16 protein-coding genes are annotated in these 21,099 nt (G+C 39.3%); 7 read left to right on the forward strand and 9 right to left on the reverse strand.

From position 1 onward, the window contains the following. Positions 1 to 101 precede the first annotated feature (101 nt). Positions 102 to 1,403, forward strand: a complete 1,302-nt coding sequence (locus tag AC27I2_RS13825) for an MFS transporter (RefSeq protein ID WP_487204599.1) — start codon at positions 102 to 104, stop codon at positions 1,401 to 1,403. Positions 1,404 to 1,566: 163 nt separating this feature from the next. Beyond that, positions 1,567 to 2,943: an FG-GAP repeat domain-containing protein gene (locus AC27I2_RS13830; RefSeq protein WP_487204600.1), complete on the forward strand. Its 1,377-nt coding sequence runs from the start codon at positions 1,567 to 1,569 to the stop codon at positions 2,941 to 2,943. Between the two features lie 57 nt (positions 2,944 to 3,000). Here AC27I2_RS13830 and AC27I2_RS13835 read toward each other — a convergent pair whose 3' ends face one another. Beyond that, positions 3,001 to 3,456 (reverse strand): hypothetical protein, encoded by a 456-nt coding sequence (locus AC27I2_RS13835; protein ID WP_487204601.1) that lies wholly within the window; start codon positions 3,454 to 3,456, stop codon positions 3,001 to 3,003. 12 nt (positions 3,457 to 3,468) lie between these two features. Continuing rightward, positions 3,469 to 3,744: an EF-hand domain-containing protein gene (locus AC27I2_RS13840; protein WP_487204602.1), complete on the reverse strand. Its 276-nt coding sequence runs from the start codon at positions 3,742 to 3,744 to the stop codon at positions 3,469 to 3,471. A gap of 292 nt (positions 3,745 to 4,036) precedes the next feature. Here AC27I2_RS13840 and AC27I2_RS13845 point away from each other — a divergent pair, with 292 nt between their 5' ends. Beyond that, complete coding sequence (locus tag AC27I2_RS13845; protein WP_487204603.1) at positions 4,037 to 4,891, forward strand: PA4780 family RIO1-like protein kinase; 855 nt, start codon at positions 4,037 to 4,039, stop codon at positions 4,889 to 4,891. A 34-nt stretch (positions 4,892 to 4,925) separates the two neighbouring features. Here the strand turns inward: AC27I2_RS13845 and AC27I2_RS13850 are convergent, their stop codons facing one another. The 4 genes from AC27I2_RS13850 to AC27I2_RS13865 form a co-directional block, all read right to left on the reverse strand. Then, positions 4,926 to 5,597 (reverse strand): response regulator, encoded by a 672-nt coding sequence (locus AC27I2_RS13850; protein WP_487204604.1) that lies wholly within the window; start codon positions 5,595 to 5,597, stop codon positions 4,926 to 4,928. A 74-nt stretch (positions 5,598 to 5,671) separates the two neighbouring features. Further along, the gene (locus AC27I2_RS13855; protein ID WP_487204605.1) at positions 5,672 to 7,105 is read right to left on the reverse strand and encodes an ATP-binding protein; all 1,434 of its coding nucleotides are present in this window, start codon (positions 7,103 to 7,105) and stop codon (positions 5,672 to 5,674) included. A gap of 139 nt (positions 7,106 to 7,244) precedes the next feature. Further along, positions 7,245 to 9,173 (reverse strand): alpha/beta hydrolase family protein, encoded by a 1,929-nt coding sequence (locus tag AC27I2_RS13860; protein WP_487204606.1) that lies wholly within the window; start codon positions 9,171 to 9,173, stop codon positions 7,245 to 7,247. A 43-nt stretch (positions 9,174 to 9,216) separates the two neighbouring features. Continuing rightward, positions 9,217 to 9,825, reverse strand: a complete 609-nt coding sequence (locus AC27I2_RS13865; RefSeq protein ID WP_487204607.1) for a flavin reductase family protein — start codon at positions 9,823 to 9,825, stop codon at positions 9,217 to 9,219. 183 nt (positions 9,826 to 10,008) lie between these two features. On the opposite strand from AC27I2_RS13865, the gene AC27I2_RS13870 reads away from it, so the two are divergent. From AC27I2_RS13870 to AC27I2_RS13880, 3 genes are all read left to right on the forward strand, one after another. Next, positions 10,009 to 11,538 (forward strand): cryptochrome/deoxyribodipyrimidine photo-lyase family protein, encoded by a 1,530-nt coding sequence (locus AC27I2_RS13870; RefSeq protein WP_487204608.1) that lies wholly within the window; start codon positions 10,009 to 10,011, stop codon positions 11,536 to 11,538. A 2-nt stretch (positions 11,539 to 11,540) separates the two neighbouring features. Beyond that, a complete protein-coding gene (locus AC27I2_RS13875) occupies positions 11,541 to 11,678 on the forward strand; it encodes a DUF2256 domain-containing protein (RefSeq protein ID WP_082653623.1) in 138 nt (45 codons plus the stop codon). Between the two features lie 128 nt (positions 11,679 to 11,806). Beyond that, entirely contained in the window at positions 11,807 to 12,244 is a 438-nt protein-coding gene (locus AC27I2_RS13880; RefSeq protein ID WP_487204687.1) for an OsmC family protein, read from the forward strand. A 68-nt stretch (positions 12,245 to 12,312) separates the two neighbouring features. Here AC27I2_RS13880 and AC27I2_RS13885 read toward each other — a convergent pair whose 3' ends face one another. Then, entirely contained in the window at positions 12,313 to 12,492 is a 180-nt protein-coding gene (locus AC27I2_RS13885; RefSeq protein WP_219422366.1) for a 2TM domain-containing protein, read from the reverse strand. A 217-nt stretch (positions 12,493 to 12,709) separates the two neighbouring features. Here AC27I2_RS13885 and AC27I2_RS13890 point away from each other — a divergent pair, with 217 nt between their 5' ends. Continuing rightward, positions 12,710 to 13,474: an EAL domain-containing protein gene (locus AC27I2_RS13890; protein ID WP_487204609.1), complete on the forward strand. Its 765-nt coding sequence runs from the start codon at positions 12,710 to 12,712 to the stop codon at positions 13,472 to 13,474. Positions 13,475 to 13,561: 87 nt separating this feature from the next. On the opposite strand, the gene AC27I2_RS13895 is transcribed toward AC27I2_RS13890, so the two are convergent. Further along, positions 13,562 to 18,889 carry a DNA repair ATPase gene (locus AC27I2_RS13895; protein WP_487204610.1) on the reverse strand — a complete coding sequence of 1,776 codons (5,328 nt, stop codon included), beginning with the start codon at positions 18,887 to 18,889 and terminating at the stop codon, positions 13,562 to 13,564. 85 nt (positions 18,890 to 18,974) lie between these two features. After that, positions 18,975 to 21,077: a flotillin family protein gene (locus tag AC27I2_RS13900; RefSeq protein ID WP_487204611.1), complete on the reverse strand. Its 2,103-nt coding sequence runs from the start codon at positions 21,075 to 21,077 to the stop codon at positions 18,975 to 18,977. Positions 21,078 to 21,099 lie beyond the last annotated feature (22 nt).

The following is a 21,099-nucleotide window of genomic DNA, read 5'->3' on the forward strand; positions in this document are numbered from 1 at the left end:
ATGGCGTTGCTAAAGTGATCACACTCCACTAACTGAGAGTAGAATATTTAATCATATCAACCTAGTATAAATTTACTTACTTCAAAATTTGTGAAAACACCGTGGTCAAACTAACAAAAGAGCAAATTTATAAACGCCTTAATAATGAAGAAGATGCTAAAGCCTGCAAAGAAATTGATGAATCTGCATGTAAAGAGGTACCCGGTAACTTCATTATTTTATTACTGAGCCAGCTGTTTAGTAAATTTGCAGATGCACTACTCAACCCTAAAGTAACGCTCCCTTGGTTAATGCAAAGCATAAATGTGCCTGGCAGCTTTATAGCTTGGCTTGTACCAATAAGGGAATCTGGCTCTTTACTTCCGCAGTTGGCCATTGCCGATGTGATCCGCAAACTATCTGTTCGAAAATGGGTATGGGTAATTGGCGCTATTGCGCAATCGTTATGTATCTTTGCGATGGTAGGCGTTGCTTTTGCATTAGAGGGAAAACAAGCGGGCTACGCTATTTTAGGTTTATTAATTTTATTTAGTTTAGCGCGTGGCTTTAATTCAGTAGCAGCAAAAGATGTACTGGGAAAAGTGATTCCAAAAAAACAGCGAGGAAACATTAGCGGCTTAGCGGCAAGTATTGCAGGTTTAGCAACCCTGACCTTTGGGCTGTTGATGTGGTTTTTTTCTCAGCAAAAAGAACAAAACACGGTATTAATTGCTTTGGTATTGGGCGCAGTAATGTGGATTGTGGCGGCCTTTTTTTATAGCCGCATAAATGAATACAAAGGGGCCACTGAGGGAGGAAAAAACGGTTTACTGCACGCATTTACAAAGCTTAAACTCCTTTACCACGATAAGCAATTTGCCCACTTTGTTGTCACACGGGCTTTTTTGTTGTGCTCAGCCTTAAGCGCACCATTTTATATTATTTTAGCAAGTCGCCAGTCGTTTGACTTTTCATTACTTGCAACGTTTATTGCCGTATCGGGGTTAGCTAGTTTAGTGTCGGCGCCAATTTGGGGGCGATTAAGTGACCTATCAAGCCAGCGAGTTTTAGTGCTTAGTGCCATGCTAGTCACTTTCAATGGCTTAGCGGTATTTGTTATTGCAACGTGGTTTAACCATCTGTTGAGTGCATGGTTGCTACTGCCTACGCTTTACTTTTTACTCTCTGTTGCTCACCAGGGGGTTCGCCTTGGCCGTAAAACGTATTTAGTCGATATGGCACAAGGAAACAAACGTACCGATTATGTTGCGGTAAGTAATACGGTTATTGGTGTGCTTTTACTCATGTTAGGCAGTCTTGGGTTATTTGAGAGCTTTTTGTCTACCGCTGAACTTATTTTGCTCTATAGCATGCTTGGGTTTTGTGGCGCTATTAGTGCATTATTTTTACCTAAAATAGAATAAACATCGCCATAACAATTCGCACTAACACCCAAAAGCACTTACTTTATTAATCCATTTAGTATAAACATTTTATTACAATTACTTACACCCTAACGTTAGTTTTTGCCGTAGGCTGAAGAGAGTTAAATACTTGCCTACTTAAAACTACACAAAGGGACTTACCATGTTGAAACCGTTTAGTGCATTACTTATATTGCTTGCGCCTAGTGTTTTATCGGCACAAACTATGTCGATTAAAACTACCGAAGAGTTAGTAACTACCGACTCAACGACGTTATTTGCATTCAACAAAGAGCTTAAACAGCTAGAACATATTGATTTGCTATCGGCACAAAGTACTCAGCTAATTTTGCCTGATAATGCCATTGGCTTTGACGTGGCAACACTTGCTAATTCGAGTGGTAAACAAGCGCTTGTTGTAGCAAGCGATGGCATTTACAAAGCAGGCAAAGATACACCTTCACTGTTATTTACATACACATCAGTAATAAACCAGCTAGAAGTCACCGAGTTTGAAAAAATAAACTTTATTATTGATGCAAACAAAGATGGACTGAGTGATATTTTGCTCCCTGACTTAAAGCAAACAACTCTGTATGTTCAAAACACCAACGGCCAATTTACTCCTCATACTTTTGAAAAAACAGCGCTATTTACCGGTGATTTTTCAAAAGAAGGGCTCACTCTTGAGGTTGATATTAATAACCAGCCTACTATTACCGACTTTAACCACGACGGCCTAAACGACTTAGTATTTTTAAATAAGCAAGGCGCCAATGTACTTTACGCGAATGCTAATGGTTACAATAAAACCATGGCTGACGTTAATTTTAAAATTGAGCTGGGCGAGCTCAGTAACGGTGAAAAACGCAAAATAAAACAGCTTATTGATATAAACAACGATGGTTATTTAGACTTTATTACCAAGCAATATAAGCCAGTGAAAGGTATGGATTCGCTCGATATTGAAATAGCGCATAACCTTTATTTGGGTAATCAAACAGGTTTTAGTGAAACACCTATTAAATTGTTAAATACCAGCGGCCCTAGTCAGCTTGTATTTGAAACAGATTTTAATAACGATGGCTTAATAGATCTTCAAACAATGGACTTAGACATTGGCCTTGGCACTATTGCTTCTATGGCTATGGGCGGTGGTAAAACTGACGTAGATGTAGAAATGAATATTTATAAGCAACAAGCAGATGGCTCATTTGCCAGCAAATCAAGCATAGAAATTGATCTTGAGATGGAAATAAATATGAGTAATGGCGATGCAACCCCGCCTTTATACATAGGCGATATAAACGGCGATAACAAAACCGATGCAGTCTATAAGTACAGCAAAAAAACGCTCTATGTTTACTACGGCGATGAGAACAATTTGCTGAGCAAAAAGCGTAAAAAAATAAAGTTAACTTTACCTAAAAAAAGTAAAGATATTTTGTTAGTTGATATTAACCAAGACGGTAAAAAAGACTTTGTGTTTAAATTTACAGAAGAAGATGGCACCAGTAAAATATCAACCCGCTTAAACTAACCTCCTACACAAAAAGCCCAGAATTACTGGGCTTTTTGCAAAGGCTTTAACATATGTTTACGCTTTAATACTGAGAAGCGAATCAAATTTAGACAAACCAAACTTTTCTTGAACAGCCGATAGTATAGCGTCTTTATCTTCATCATTTATTTGGCTTGAATACTGCTCTAATAATTCATCTAGGTAACTTACTACCTCTTCTGTATTAACTTGCTCTAGTGAATTTTGTGGCGGTGGAGGCGGCCTTTGCCCTTCAGGGCGGCCAGCATTACCAATACTTTTAGCGTCAAATTCAAGCTCGCTCATTAATTCTGCCAGCTCTTTAGTAGGTGAAATACCCTGCTCTTCAAACGCAGCTTGAATGCTCTTTGCATCTTCAGATGTTAAGTTTTCGGGATCAAACTGCGCTAGCGTTTCTTTTACAAAATCACTTTGTTCTGACGTTAACGATGCAGCTTGGCTTTTTTGCTGCGGGATAAAACTAGTAGCGTTATTGTTTATAGAATTGATCATGTTAGTTTCCTTTCAACGTTCACGACGAGGTGGTTTATATTCACTTAATTCTTGCTCGCTGATTTCCCCATTACCGTCAGCATCAATTTCATCAAAAATAGTCTGTGCGTCACCGTGAGGTGGTTTTTTAGTATTAAATTCGTCAAAACTAATTGCACCATTGCCATCGGTGTCGAGAGTTGAAAAGTCTGGCTTAGGCTGTTTGTTATTACTTCCTTTTGCAGCAATATTGGCCGAAAAAACAATGCTAAGTAATACAATTATTGCCGTTGATCTTAAATGCTTCATAGTAATAACCTTATATTCAGGACATGTTGATACCGTAAACTTACACCTTAAAAAAGCAAAAAATGTGCAAACAATAAGGAAGCATTCAATAATTTAAAAAATTGATGTGTTCTAGGGCGTTCTGGTTGCCCAATTTACAATCAGCAGATAAGCTAACGCAAACATGTGCAAATGCGCGTAATACTGCCCTTAATTCTCAAAGCTGATATACTGCTTGGGCATATAAAACAACTAATTACAGAGCACTTTTATAAATAATGATTAATAACCATCTCTACTTAGCAGGCAAGCTGTGAAAACACCAAAACGCTTACAACCCCTTATCGATGACGGTTTAATTGATGAAGTACTTAGCCGACTAATGAGCGGCAAAGAAGCCGATGTATTTGTGGTTAGATGTGGTGAACACATCCGGTGTGCCAAGGTTTATAAAGATGCCGTTAAACGCAGCTTTAAAAAAGCCGCACAATACCAAGAAGGCCGTAAAGTTCGCGGTGGTCGCCAAGCTCGTGCCATGGGGAAACGCTCAAGTTATGGGCGCCAGTTAGAAGAAGAAATTTGGCAAAACGCTGAGGTTGATGCACTTTCTCGATTAGCTAGGGCCGGTGTGCGCGTACCCGACACATATTGCTGTGTTGATGGTGTATTACTTATGGAACTTGTGTCTGATAGCGATGGCGATGTTGCGCCGCAGCTAGGCCATGTAAGTATGAGTAGAGAGGAAGCTATAAAACAACATACACTGATGATGCATTACATTATGCTTATGCTGTGCGCGGGTATTATTCATGGCGATTTATCAGAGTTTAACGTGCTTGTTGACGATAAAGGCCCTGTGATTATTGATTTACCGCAAGCTGTAAATGCGTCTGCTAACAATAGCGCTGAAGCCATGTTTGCTCGTGACGTAAACAATATGCGCCGATATTACAGCGAGTTTGCGCCTGAGCTGTTAAATACTCAGTATGCCAAAGAAATGTGGGCACTATTTGAAGAAGCAAACCTAACACCTAACTCTATACTTACAGGTGAGTTTGAAGATAACAGCGAAGACGCTGATGTTGATTCTATACTTGACGAAATTCAAGCCGCTGCCGATGAAGAACAAGAACGTTTAGCGCGTATCAACTTCTCTGACGACGAGTAATAACACTCATTTTTATGATAATCGCTTTGCTCCCTTATTGCGGGTGTACAAAGCGATACCCCACCCCATAAACAGATTGAATCACACTCTCAGTTTTAGTTAACTCATCAAGCTTTTTGCGTAATTTTTTTATGTGGCTGTCAATTGTTCTGTGGCTCACAATGCGCTGATCGGTATACATGGTATCCATTAGGCTATCACGTGAATAAACTCTACTCGGGTTATTAAACAACGGTTTAAATAACTGAAATTCAACGTTTGTAAGCTCAATGTTGTTATTTTTATAGTTCACTTTGTAGGTGGTTTCATCTAACTGCATTGCCGACGTTTGAGCCTGTGACGTATTAATACGCCTTAAAATAGCTTTAACGCGGGCAACCAGCTCTGCGTAACTAAATGGCTTGCAAATATAATCGTCAGCGCCTAACTCAAGCCCTAACAGACGGTCTATTTCTTCTACTTTAGCCGACACCATAATAATCGGTACTGTGGAAAAGCGCCTAATCGCTTTGCATAATTCAATTCCGCTTTGACCTGGTAACATTACATCAAGTAACACAAGGTTGGGCCTATTAATTTCAAGCCATGGAAGTACGTCATTCCCATGGTGTATTTGATGAGTATTAAAATGATGATTCATTAAAAAATCACTCATTAAATTAGCCAATTTTTTTTCATCTTCAACTATTAATATTTGTTCACTCATTGGCATCTCGCTTTGTCATATAAGTCCTAGCCACTTACTAAAGTAGGTAAATTAAAAAGTTACACTTCTGCGCTTTACATTGTGGGTAAGCTAATCACAACAGCAAGGCCGCCTATGCTTGCTTTCTCTGCGACTATTTCACCATGATGGCCTTCGACTATGTGTTTACATATTGATAAACCAAGGCCCGCTCCACCTTTTTGGCGGTTACGCGCACCATCAACCCGATAAAGGTATTCAAACAAATGCGCTAAATGCGAAGACTCTACCCCAACGCCATTATCCTCGATGGTCAGCTCAATAAATGATTGCCCTTTTTTGCTTATGTTCTCAGCGGTTATTGAAATAGTAGTGCACTGAGCATAGTGCACAGCATTCATTAAAATATTGTCAAATAGCTGCAATAGCCGTGTTTTATCAGCCTGAACAATAGCTTGTTTGGCACTGTTAAGTACGTAAATATTAATTGCATGTTGTTCAAAAAGTACCTGATATTTTTGCTCAATTGTATTTAACAGTAATGTTAAATCGGTTGGCTGCATGGTGTAATGCATCCCCCCTAATTCAGCACTATTTAGCATGTGTAAATCATCAATCAACCGTTTTAAATGCATTGCCTCATCGTTAGCAGAGCTAATGTTTTGGGTGTTGGGCTCACGTACGCCAAGTAACATTGCTTCAAGTTCACCAAGTAAAATGCTCATGGGTGTTCTTAATTCGTGAGAAATATTTGCCAGCCAACGTTTACGCACTTTTTCATCTTTAGCGAGCGTTAAGGCAAGCACGTTAAAGTCTTCACTTAACTGACCTAATTCGTCTTTTCGATCAAGGGTAAGCTTAGTGGTGAAGTTACCTTGGGTCAGCTGGTGCATACCTGTTGCAATTTGTTTTACGGGGCTGACTAAATGTCGTGATAATAAAAAAGTTAACAACAAGGTAAATAAAGCAGCGGCTATAGCAATAAGCCATAAGTAGTTGGTTTGCTGCTCTAAAAAGTCAAGCTCGTAGCCATCAACTAAACCATCTCTTTTAGAAACAGCTATATAACCAACGGCTATATTATTAACAATAATTGGCGTATTTATATAGGTAAGCTCATCAAGGTAATGCCCTCTTATTGGCTGTTTATTTTTATCAAGCAACGCGTAATGAGCTATATTATTGGGCTTAGGTGGGCCTTTCATTTCAAAGCGGGCGCGTTCTGGCGGGGGCGGTCTCATTGAGCGACTTCTTGGCCCCGGGCGTTCAGAAAATTGACTACTTTGTAGCTCGGTTTCGATAAGGCGTCTAAAGCTTTTATTATCACGGATGACTTCGTCCCATGAGGCACTGCTTTCATATTGCGTGGCGAGCTTTATAACGAGTGGCTCAAGTGCTTTTATTTCTTTAGCATTCACATAATCAATAACCCCCTGACCTATACTCCATTGTATAAGCACCACCAGCCCTGCAATAATACTGAAGGTAAAGCTAAACAAAATTAAAAAAAGCTTATTATGAATTTTCATAAGGGAGTGTTGACCTTAAAATAAAACCGCCACTTATAACTTGGCCACATTTAAATAAATAGTTTAACAACCAAACGTGCAAACAATGTGTATTTTCCTAAATTTTTATACAAAAAAGGCGACCTAAGTCGCCTTTGTATTATTCACTTTTTAAGTGTTTATCAAAAAAATCTAAAAAAGCCTGCAGCGTTTTAACGCGATGTGCTTGATGCGATAAGTAATGGTCGCCATCGTCCAGCTCAATATAGGTTACATCTTTTCCTTCATCATCGAGTTCATCTTCCATTTCACGGCTATGGTAAACAGGCACCACACTGTCATCGCTGCCATGTACTAATAATATAGGTCGGTTGATTTGCTTTGCGTACGTTACAGGTGAGTTAGCCTCTAACATATCGTCATCTGTACCAAACTGCTTTCTTACTATTTCTTTATTAGTAAAGTAACGCGCTTTAAAAACAAGGTGCTCTAAATCACTTACGCCTGCAAAACTGGCAGCACATTTAAATGTTTCAGGGTGCTTAACAACCGCCATTAACGCAGCATACCCCCCATAACTTGCGCCACCAATACAGATTTTTTCAGGCTGTGCTATGCCTTGTTCAATTAGCCAATTAGCACCATCTTGTAAATCGTCTTGCATGGCTAAACCAAAACCCTGAATCGACTCCATTAAAAACTCGTAACCATAACCACTTGAGCCCCTAAAATTAGGTTGTAAAACAGCGTATCCGTTATAAGCAAGCAGTGCCGTCCAATAATCAAAGTTAGCGTAATCTCGCGCCATTGGACCACCATGCGGGAATATTATAGTGGGTAATTTATCGCCCTTTTCATACCCTACAGGCAACGTTAAATAACCTTCAATGGTTAATCCATCTCGCGCTTTATAACTAATGCGCTCTTTACCGCCGTATACTGTCTCATCTATTTTTGGGTAAGCATGAGCAAGTAAAGCCAATTCATTCTTAGTTCTATCGCCAAGAAGGTACATGCCAGAGGTGCTGTCTGAGGTAAAGTAAACAATATACTTTTGTTGGTCTTCGGTGGTGCTTACAATGTCAAGATCGTACTCATCTTTAGCGAGCGATGCACGTAGCGAACGGTACAATTTATCTAAATCTGCATCCCAGTAGTTTACCCCGTCCTCTAAATGAGAATCAGTAAAGCCTGCAACCTCACCTGTTTTGCTAGAATAAAAAATAGAACCATCAAAGTCGTATTTATCATTACTGTAAATTAACTCGCGCTCTTTGGTAGTTAGGTTAAGTCTAAACAATGCATCTCGCCCGTTGTGCAAAGCCGAGATATATAAAAGGTTAGGGCTTTTATCAAACCCTAATATAGAAATACTTTGCTCACTAAATACTTCGTAATCAAATAACGTGTCCCAGTCTCCAGTCTCAGCGTTAAGTAATTCATAAGTAAATTGAGTATCGTCCATTATTTTAGCGATTCGCACATTGCCTTGTCTGTCGGAAAACCACGCTGTAACATTATTACGAGGCCTTTGTATTTGCGTTCTGCGCAATGTGGTTAGGTCTAACTCGTATACCGCAGGAGTATTAGCTATTTTAAAGTCACCCTGCACTAAAATTTTATTTTTTTGCTTAGGTAAAAAACTAACAATTTTATCGGCAAACTGTGGCTGTCTCTCGCCACGAGCTGCATTACCCCTCATAGCCAACTTAATGCCTTTATCGTTAGTTAAGTTATAAGCATACATAAGTGTTGAAGTATATTTAGCACCACCAAATTGGTACTTTATATGGCGTGCACCAAGCAACAGCACATCATCATTCGCCCAACTATACCAGTCAAAAAATACAGTTTGGTTGTCAGACTGTAAAACAGGGGTAATAACACCTGTTTTAAAGTTTTTTACCATTAAAATTAAAGTGCCTTTGTTGTTTCTTACAAAGGCAAGGTTTTCACCATTAGGCGAAAGCTTTACTTGGCTAAAGTCTTTTAAGCCAGCAAAGGCTTCTATTGGTAGTTTTTTATCTTGCGCGCTAAGGGTGTTAAAGCTCAGAAGAGTAATTAATGCAGCAGCAATGAATTTACGCATCAAAAATCCTTTTATTTTTATGTTTTTAAATCAGGTCCGTATTCTACAACTGAGGGCGCTTCAGAACAAATTTATCTTTTGTTGTACTAAAGTAATCGCCACCCATTTTTCCTACAGCATCTAAGCGAGTAGGATCTATATAACCGTTTACTAATATTGCATCATCAACGCAAATACCTACTACATCTAATAACATCATTATACCGCCACTTGCCTGTTCAGAAATAGTAATGACCTCACGTAGTGTGCATTCATAGCGTACTTTAGAAGCCTCGACACTTGGCGGGCTCACTAACAAACTTGGCGCCTGTTGTATATTTGCTTCATCAAACTCGCTCACGTCATTTGGATAATTAGCACAGCTTTGATTCATTTGTTCAACTAAGTTATGGCTAACAATATTGACTACACACTCTTTAGTTGCCAGTAAGTTAGTTAAGGTGTCTTTGTTGGCTTGATCTCGCGGGTTTACCTGAGTAACACTTAATACAGGAGGGTTACAGCTTGCGACGGTAAAAAATGAGTACGGGGCAATGTTCGCAATTCTCTTCTCACTTAACGTGCTGATCCATGCAATAGGTCGTGGGCTTATACCACCCACTAAATATGAATACACATTGTGATTGGCATTGTTAGTTAAATCTAAAAACATGTTTTTCCTTTTTATTATTAAAACTAAATCGCAATTTAAAACCTTTACGTATTAACAACTTTAACTGTTTTGTATTTCAATACTTTTATCTAGCAACCAGTACCAACTAGCTAATACGCAAGCAAAAAACACAAATAACGTGAACACTAATATACTAACTTTAAGCGACGAGTCGTAAATTAAATGCGTGAAAAAATAAACATAGTGTGGTTCAAACGCGATTTACGCTTAAGCGATCATCAGCCCTTAAAAAATGCGTTCGATACTGACATAGCGACCTTAATACTTTATAACTTTGAACCAATCCTACTTGAAGATGCTCATTACAATGAGCGGCATTGGCGCTTTGTATATCAATCTATTGTTAATTTAAATTCTCAGTTAGCGCGCTTTAATGCAAAGGTTTATATATTTAATGAAAATATGCAAACACTGCTTGATAGGCTCAATAACCAGTTTGAAATAGCACGTATTTTTAGTCACCAAGAAATCGGGCTAAACAATACATTTGAGCGCGACCTAGCAATTAAAGCTTGGTGCCATCATAACCATATAGACTGGCTAGAATCGCCAACTGGCGCTGTTATTCGTGGTAAAAAAAATCGTGATAACTGGAATGAGCGCTGGCAAAAAACAATGCAAGCTCCGCTTGCTATACCTAATTGGAAAAATGTTAATACCGTAAAACTTAAAGATTATGAAACTCCAGTGTTACCTAAAACCTACACGCAAGATGATGATAACTTTCAACAAGGAGGATCGCTTCACGCAAGAGAAGTTATGCAAAGTTTTTTTGGCCAGCGCGGTAAAGGCTATCAAAAAGGGATTTCTAGCCCAAGCTTAAGCCGTACACATTGCTCTAGGCTCTCGCCATATTTAGCGTGGGGAAATATAAGCCTTAGGCAAGTCTATCACACTGCGATAGACGCTTATCATTCATCACACCCAGATAAGAAAGGTTGGAAACGCCCGCTTGCTGCTTTTGTATCTCGTTTGCATTGGCATTGCCACTTTATGCAAAAATTTGAAAGTGAATGCACCATGGAATTTAAAGCATTAAATCCGGGATATCACTCATTTCCATATCGTACCGATGAGCATGTAGAACGCGACATTGAGCGCTGGGCACAGGGGCAAACAGGCATACCAATAATAGATGCATGCATGCGCTGTTTAAAAGCCACCGGTTATATTAACTTTAGAATGCGCGCTATGCTTGTGAGCTTTGTAACGCATCATTTAAATATAAGTTGGCAGCAAGCAAGTTTGCCACTGGCGAATTACTTTTTAGATTTTGAACCCGGTATTCACTACCCGCAAATTCAAATGCAGGCATCGGTTACGGGCATTAATACTATTCGTCATTACAACCCGATTAAACAATCAGAAGATCAAGATTCTACCGGCGCATTTATTAAAAAGTGGTGCCCCGAGCTTGAAAAGCTTCCTATTGAGTATTTACACGAACCATGGGAACAAACCCCAATGGAGGCATTGTTTAACGATTTTAAACTCGGTGAAGATTACCCAGAGCCGATGCTTGATTTGACGGTCGCATCTAAAGACGCCCGCGAGCGATTATGGCAATACCGAGAGCGTCCAGACGTTAAACGTGCCATAGGCAAAATTCTTAGAAAGCATGTTGCAATCACACCTAAAACAAGCAAAGTAAAAAATAAAAGCACCACTAAAAATAACACTAAGGTTAAGTAATTATGGCGCATAAAAAACTAAACCTACCTCACAAAATATGCCCAGTATGCGACAAGCCATTTTCGTGGCGTAAAAAGTGGCAGCGTGACTGGGATAATGTAATTTATTGCTCAGAGCGGTGTAAGCGCAATAAAGAGTAATTGAAATTTACTGGCGTCTATTTTGCAACATCATCAGAAATTAGTGCTTTTTCAGCCGTTATTTAAGCTTTTTTGTAAATAACGCTTAATGAGTCTGAAAAGCTTACATGCAACGCAAGGAGAAGATGATGACGATTAAAAAAACAGCAAACTCAACGTGGTCTGGTGACATTAAAACAGGCAAAGGCAGTATTTCAACGCAAAGTGGCGCACTTAATAAACAACCGTATGGCTTTAATACCCGCTTTGAAGGTGAGCCAGGGTCAAATCCTGAGGAGCTAGTAGGTGCGGCGCACAGTGCCTGTTTTAGCATGGCGCTGTCGCTTGCATTAGGTGATGCTGGTTTTACGGCCGATAAAATTGATACCAAAGCAACGGTAAGCCTTGATGAAGTAGACGATGGCTTTGCAGTGACGCATATAGCTATTGAAGTAAACGCACGTATTAAAGATATTGCTAATGAGCAATTTCAAGCATTGTGTGAGCAAACTAAAAAAGGCTGCCCTATTTCAAAGCTGCTTAATACCGAAATATCACTTAACGCAACACTCGAGAGCGTCTCATAACCGACTATTACCTATGCTCAATAGTAGGTAATCTAAGCCAAGTAAGTTTTTACTTGGCTTTGCATTCATTACCCAACCCTTTTTGAGTTGTTTAAATTTAATAAATCGTTAAGTAGTGCAATACCCATACCTAACGCCGGCCATATCACCCATAAATAATTTGGCGAGGTAATTAAATTAATGACTGTTAATAGTGTTAATACAGCTAAATAACGCTTTAGATTTTCAAAAAATGTAATTGTACTCATGTTTACTCTCCTCTTTATGTATGAGGTTATTTTTAAACATAAACACAGCAAATACAGCTGTTAAAAGTCACTCAATATTATGACAAGTGTCATCAATTAGGGCTTACTTATTAATCACTTATAACTAGTTAAAATATAAAAACTCATACTTTAACTTGTTTGTGTTAAAATCGGATTTAAACTAACCTTAATGTATATGTTACAAAGGCTGAATTAAATGAATGAAAAATCAACAAATTGCGCAAAAGTTACCTGCAGTAACTGTGAGGATGCAAACACACTTGAATTTGATTTTTCAATGGCCTTCCAACCTATAATAAATTGCCAAACCAACCATATTTTTGGCTACGAGGCATTAGTGAGGGGGCTAAACGGCGAATCTGCTTATTCTATTATCTCAAGAGTGAACGAGGAAAACCGTTATACGTTTGACCAGCTTTGCCGTATTAAAGCCATTAAGCTAGCCTCAGAACTAGGCATTACATCAATGCTTAGCATCAACTTTTTACCCAACGCTATTTATAAGCCTGAGCGCTGCATACGCACCACATTAGAAGCGGCAAAAAAGTATAATTTCCCAATTAAAAACATCATGTTTGAGTTTACCGAGGTAGAAAAAGTAGAAGACACCGCACATATAAAACGCGTGGTTGATTATTACCAATCGCTTGGCTTTAAAACCGCGACCGATGACTTTGGTGCGGGTTACTCTGGTTTAAATCTACTTGCTGACTTTCAAACAGATATTATTAAGCTAGATATGGCACTAATACGCGATATTAACCACGATACGAAACGCCAATTAATAGTAACTCATTGCTTAAGCATGTTTCGCGATTTAAATATTACAGCCCTAGCTGAAGGAATTGAAACAGTAGAAGAATACATGTGGCTTAAACAGGCTGGCGTTGAGTTAATGCAAGGCTACTTATTTGCAAAGCCTGGCTTTGAGTGTTTACCTAATGTGAATCTTGATTTTTAAGGTAGAGAACAATCGCACACCTTAAGTTTATAAAAAGCTTGATTAATGCCGCTTATTGTAAAGCGGCATTAATCTATTAAGTCTAACCTACTGCTTACCTGACCATGCCTGCACTAATTGGGTTAATTGCTGTTTTATATCATTACTAGCAATTGCCTGACTTAGGGTTTCAGTTAAAACTTTAATTTCGTCCTGATTACTATTTTGTGCAATAACCTCACTTAACTGCTGCCCAAACATCGTAATTGTTTGATTAACATTATTAGCATTGAGTGTTTTATTGAGTTCACTTAACTGAGAGTGTGCGCTACTTTTTTCAATTACACTAATTAGCTCTGCAACACTGCTTTTATCTGGCGCTTGGTGTAATAAGCTTTGAAGTGTTTCATTAAGTACATTAAAGCTCTGACGATTATCTAAATTGGCCAAGTTTTCGCCAACCGTGCCAATTGATGCATTGTAGTCATAACTTAAATTACTTTTACTAAGTTTATTTGCAATGCCCTCTAACGCCTCATGCAAATATCCCATTTGCTCAACTGCCATCATTACTGGGCTACCAGCACCATCAAGTTTATTTAACCTCACAAAGTCAGCTTTAATTTGCTCATAGCGCGCTTGTTCTTGCGCTGTACCGGTACCACGTAGTTCACCTAGTTTAAGCAAATTTTCTTCAGATCCTTTACTGAGTGTTTGAGCCTCACCCCGGTAATGATCGCAAATCAAATTCTCAAGCTCTTCGTCATTCATGGCTGCAACCACTTTTTCAGCCATTTTATTCATATTACGGTAACTACCTTGCAGCTTAAATGGCGGCTCTGTACGGTAGTTGTTATCTTGAGCAGCAGAAGCAATATATTGCGCATTTACTTTTAATACGGTGTCTCTAATAGTAATCAGTTTATTAATTACTGCTTTAATTTCGTTGGCCTCAGCCTGTGAGTAGCCATATTCAAGCTCGTTTAACGGTATATCTTCACCTTGGCAAATACGCACAAATTTGTATAGGTCGTCCATATTTCTGTTTGCCAGCGGTGCAAGCACGGAGTTAGACGTAAGGGCATTTTCTATAAAGCTCATTGCAAACTCTTGCTCGCACCCTGCCAACGTATCACCTAAGTTATAAATATCGGCACGGTTGGCAAGCATATCCGGTATTTTAAAGCTCTCACCCGATTCGGTATAGGGGTTACCCGCCATAACCACAGCAAACTTTTTCCCGCGTAAATCATACGTTTTACTTTTTCCATTCCACACACCATCAATTCGGCGCGAGCCATCACATAGCGAAATAAACTTTTGTAAAAATTCAGGGTTAGTATGCTGAATATCATCTAAATAAAGCATTACGTTATTGCCCATTTCAAAGCTTTGATTGATTTTAGCAATCTCTTTTTCGGCAGTTGCGTTAATGGCTTGAGATGGATCTAGCGATACTTGGTCGTGCCCTATTGACGGGCAATTTACTTTTACAAATGTTAATCCTAGGCGGTTAGCTACATATTCTACAAGTGTTGTTTTACCATACCCTGGCGGTGATATAAGCAACAGCATACCCATTAAATCGGTGCGTTTGTTTTTACCCGCTGAGCCAATTTGTTTTGCTAAGTTATCGCCAATAATTGGAAAATACACTTTATTAATAAGTTGGTTTCGTACAAATGAGCTTAAAGGCCGCGCTTTAAATTCATCTAACTGTAAGCGCTCTTTTTGCTCAGCTAAAATTTCACTACGAAGAGAATGGTATTGCTCAAAGGCGGGCACTTGCCCAGTAATATATTCACGCGTACGTGCATAAAACGACGCATAATCAACTTGAAGTGTTTGCTCACTTATTTGCTTATGCTGCCCCATTAATCCACTAACAGTGTTATCGGTATTTACGTCTAAAACGCTGTACTTGAAAGAAGTAGAGGCTGTTAAATGAAGGTAATTCGCAGCTTCAGCTTGAACTTCACCGCTAATATTACTGTGTTGTAAACAATAGGCATTTAGCCAACTTAAATAAAGTAGCCCTCGCCCATCTGCGCTATTAAGTGTGGTATTAGCTTGGGCCAGCTCTTTGCTAAACCCCTTACTATTTGCATCATTGTTAAACTGCTCGGCGAGGTTTTTAGCTTGCTGAGATACGATAAACAGAGGTTCATCTGCACTTTTTTGCTGCGCCAATTGCTTTATTAAATACGCCGCGCTGAGCTCACTTGATAAATCACTAAAGTGCACAAGCATACGAGGTATCGTATTTAAAAACTCGCTGATATATTCACTCAGTTGAGATGTTAAAGCGCTAATAAAATTAATTGCACCAAAGTGCGTTTCCATCAACAATGCATTTTTTGCTTGGTGATAAAAAGTAGCCAACTGCTCTGCTGACAACTGCGCGCTGTAAAGCTGCGCAACTACCCTACAACTCACTGGGTAAATGAGTAAATCCAGGGTGCTTTTTTGATTAAGTAAAGACTCTAATATTGTGCTAGCGTCATGATCGTGTATGCCCTTTTCGTAACCTTCTTGGTAACGGGGCTCTGCAAATTTTTGCACTACATTTAACAGCGTGCTGTTGTCTTTAGCTTGATGCAGTTGTGTAAATGTAAGTGCATGCTCACTATTTTCGCACGCTAATAAAATTTGCGCAGCTAAATATTCACCACGATAAATAGTGCTGTTTTCAGACACGAGCGCTTGCTGCCACAAGTGACGGCTTTGCGCTAATGTTTCAACACTTTTTGCATCGGTAATTGGCTCAAAATAATCGGTCCCTGTTAAATGCAGCATTAGCTGCTCATCGCGAGGCAGTAACGTTAAATCAAGTAATTGCTTATTAACACTAAATGCGTGTTTACCTATACTTACCGTGTTACCGCCATCGGTAAATATATCTTGTTTATCACGTAATGAGCGAATGCCCTGATCTTTGCTCGCTTTTAGTTTTGACTGAATATCATCGGCACGTATTTCGTCGCCAATATCTTTTAACTCTTGCGTAAGTGCACGTAATTTACTGATCATCGGATCAGCTGCAAAGTAAGTGTTTAGCGCATCTAACTCAGTGAAACTTTGCGATCGTCGGTTAACGCCCTGTAAAATACGCTCTGCGGCATTTGCTAAATTAAGTGCACGGCGCTGACGCGCATCTATTAAACTTTGTTTATGCGCTTCAAAGCTCTCATAAACGTCATCGCGCTTGGCTATTATTTCGCTGAGGTATTCATCAAAATCGCTAAATTGCGACTCGAGCTCTTCTAGCTGTATTAACAAACGCGATAACTGATCGTCACACGCCTCAGGGGTTTTTGCATTATTTAATGCGTTAGTAATACTTTGCGAAAACAACTTAAAACGGGCGGCAAACTCAGCTTTAGCCTCAACGCTGCCTAAGCTTTTTTGACGTATTTCTATGCCTGCTTTTGCCCTATTGACTAACGCATATACACCGCTAATATCTTCTAAAATTTGGGTGCGAATACGGCTATCGTCTATGTCTAAATCAAGCATTGTGTGGTTAAGTAAATCAAGCTCCACACTTTGTTTATCAAGCTCGGCAATATAGGTTTTAAGTTCGGTTACGCTTTCACTCTTAGCGCTTAGCTCTTCGAGTTCTTTTAATTTTTTATGATACGGCTCAAGTGCTGTTGATTGCTGTAAAAAAGCAGCAGTTGCTTGGCTTACACCGCTCAAATACTCATCTACATCAGCTTGTAACTGGTTAAGTGCATCTGTGTCTATGTACTTAATATCTTCAAGGCTGATTATTTGCCCTTTTAGTACTTTTAACGCGTCTATTGCCGTAACAAATTCAGACACTGCTTTAAAGCTATCAGGGCGAACCTCTCGTGTTACTTCTGTGTACTGTTTAGTTATATCTGCAAGTGCTTGCTTAGCTTTGTTCTGTATTTCAGTTACTTTTTCAAATTCATCAAGTACTTGTTCAGCTGTCTCAAAAATACTGTGCAAGCTTTGCGCTATGTCAGCAAACTCAGTTTCGTTGAGCCAATGATAGCGGTCAAATATATTTCGGCTCAGCGAAATCATATCTTCGTAGTGAAACAAACTTGGGCTTTGTTCGTTAATCGCTTTGCATACGCTATATAAATCTGAAATACCGCGTACTAAATCGGGGTTACCAATTTTTCCAAAAAAACTCGTTAAAGCAGGTGCATTGGCGGCAAACTCAGCAGATACAAATGGGCTTTGCCATATTTGGATTGGGTGCACGCGCTCAGCTTGTTCGTTATCGGCTTTGAAGGTTAACGCTATGCCATCGTTGTAAATACCATAACCGTGACAGTAAATTGGGTTTTGTAAGTTTTTATCAATAATATTGTAAGCAAACAAAGCATAGCGTCCTTCGCTTGGCTCATAAAATACATACAAAACATCTTCGCCATTGGGCGATTTAACTTGGCGATGAAATTCTAAATCATCAATTTGTTCTTCAAATGAGCGAGCCTGTCCCGACTGCAAATAGTAACCACCGGGGAAAATAATACCGTGGTCTTCGGGTAAGGTAACACAAGCGCTACCAATGGCATCTTGACGCATAACCTGCAAAGTGCGGCTGTTAAAAATAAAATAGCGCCACTGCTTTTCACGGTATGGCAAAATTTTAAGTAAAATCATGTCCCCCACTTGCGCGTATTCAACCTCGCTATCAGCAAGCGATTGATTTTTATCTTCAACGGGTTCTTGATGAATGCCTTCGCCGGTTTCGGTGCTGTTTTCTATTTTTATGGTGAGCGTGCCACCAATAGTTTCAACAAATACGGTATCAGCAATATTTATATGACCGTGACGCCCTTCAACATGATCACTGCGGTCTGTTTGTTGCCATTCAAAATCATAATCGTGTGCGTGCTTAATATCGCGCTCACCACGGTTATCTATGTAATTAATGGTGTTATCAGGGTGTATTTCCCATCTAAACACTCGCACATCAGAGAGCTTTTCACCAATCTGAAACAGCGCAAATAACTTACCGTTTTGCTGGTATAGGTGCTGTAGCTTGGTTTGTTTGTAGTAAGTATAAAGCTCTTCGAAATCTCTAATAAAACGGGTATCGGTTAAAAATAAGGTTTGTTCTGGGTATGGCTCAATTTCAAAGTGATCCTCTTGCTGAACCAATTTGTGCACACTAAATACATCATCAATTGAGGTTTCTTTTTTCAGACCCAAAAACACGTTGTAAGCAAAAATAACTTTGTCGCCCACAATAACAATATCGCGTGGCGTACAGTTTTGCTCAGTTCGCGCACGCACGCGCCCTTTAACCTGAAGCTCTGTACTACCAAACTCGCTAATACGCTGCGTATTAACGTTATCTGTTTGCGTTTTGAGTGTTGCGCCAAAGTTATTTAAGCGACGCTTAATTAAATCGTACGATCCCTGCTCTAAAGCATGTTGTGTTGAGTCCGTCATTAAACCTTTCCTGCAGTATTACTTTTTGTATGTGTGATCAAAAAAGCCGTAAAGTTAACTATTACGGCTATAGATTTAAAGGGAATTAGTCTTGCGGGTCGAGTTTAATTTTATCTTCAAGGCTGCTGCCCATATTGCCCCCTAGCATACTCAGTAACTGGCTTTTTTCTGCAGCTGTGGTGTTACTCAATTGCTTTAGTAATTTACTCATATTAAGATTTTTCATGGTTTCAGCTGAGCCGTTAGCGCCCGCTAATACTCCTTTCAAATCCTCAATTAAATTACGATCACCATTTAAGTGATCTTTAAATACAGTTTGTACTGTTTTGCTTTCATCTACTAAACCATCTATTGATTTACCTAAGCTAATAGCACTCATAAACTGGTTAAAGAACTGGCCATCGCCACCCATAATATTAATATCGGCATCGCCTAGTGCTTTGCTCATCACTTGAGCTTGATGCTCAGCTATGTCTTTACCTGCCTCAATTTTAGCCAGCACTAGCTCTTTTTGCTGGTTTAGTTGTAGTGTAAAGCTTTCGTAGTCACGGGCATCTTGGTCCATCGCATTAAGCGCCTGTAGTTTTTCTTCAAGGCCTTTGGCCTCTGCAAGCATTTTACGCTCAAGGTTAATGGCTTCAACTTCACCTTGTTTTTCATATGCATCAGCCATGGCGGTTTGTACTTGCGCTTGAGATAGCCCTATTTCACGGTTACCTTGTGCTTCGGCTTCTAATTTTTGACGCAACACTTTAGCATCCACTTCACCTTGCATTGCATTCGCTTGTGCTTTAGCAGTAATAACATCAGCTTCAGCTAAGCCCTGTGCAGCGGTTTCTACTTGGTGTGCCTGGGCAAGTATCTTTTTAGACTCAGCTTGCTGATTAGCAATGCGCAGCTCTGCATTAGCCATTGTTTCAAGTTCACGAGCTTTAAATTCAGCGGCTTGATCTTGCGCTTTAGCGGCTTCAATATCTTTAACTAATGCTTCTTCTGCTTCCGCTTTAGCTCGAATTATAATGGCGTCTTTTTCACGTTCTGCACCCGCTAAAACCTGCACATCTTTAATACGTTCTTGCTCTTCAGCTACCGACTTTTCTACTATTACGCGATCGCGCACTACATCAGCAATTTCTTTACGTTCTACTTCAAGTGCTTTTTCTTTATTAATACGTAAAATTTCAGTTTCTCTTTCTCGTTCAATGACTTCTATTTCACGAGAGCGTAAAACTTTTTCCTCTTCAATACCCAGTACCCGCAGTCGGTTTTGCTCTGCAATATCAAGCTCACGTTGCTTGTTTTGCTCGCTAATTCCAATTGATTCTTCAGATTGAATTCGAGCCTGTTCTGATTTTAAACGCTCTTCGTGGCGTACTTTTTCAGCTTCGGCGTGTTCACGCGCTTTAACGGTTTCAATTTCACGAACTTGACGCGACATTGCATCTTGTTTTTGACGTTCTATTTCAAGTGATTTTTCAGTGGCTTCTTGGTTTTGTATTTCTACTTTTGCGCGCTCATCACATTTTAATTGATTGGTTAATACATTTTGCGCTGCCGTCATTTCGGTAATACGACGAATACCTTCTGCATCAAGGATATTTTGTGAATCAAGCTTTTCAATCGACGTTTGTTCTAAGTAATCAATGGCAACATCTTCAAGTGTATAGCCAGATAAGTCTTGTCCTATCACCTCTTTAATGTTGTCTCTAAATTCGTTTCGGTGAGTAAATAACTCAACAAAATCCATTCGCTTACCAACGGTTTTAAGTGCCTCTGAAAACTTAGCTTCAAATAATTCTTGCAGCGTTTCATGCTCTGACGCACGTGCACAACCTACTTGCTTTGCAACACGTAAAATATCGTCTTTGTTTTCATTAACACGAATATAAAAGGTGATTGCGATATCGGCGCGTATATTGTCTTTACAAATCAAGCCGCCTTTGTCTTTACGTTCAAGTACCATGCGCTTTGTTGAAATATCCATCACTTCCATTTTATGGATAACAGGGTACACAATGCCACCTGTAGTGGTAACGTCTGGCTCACTTTTCATTTTATTTATAATGAGAGCTTGGCCTTGTTCCACTTTGCGATAAAACTTGCCAACAATTAACAAAATAGCAAAAATGACCGCTATCGCTATACCTACAAACGTTAATATAGGTAGTAAGTTATCTAAAAATTCCATGTTATGTCCTAACGTAATTATC

The organism is Pseudoalteromonas sp. NH0006-46, assembly GCF_057547735.1.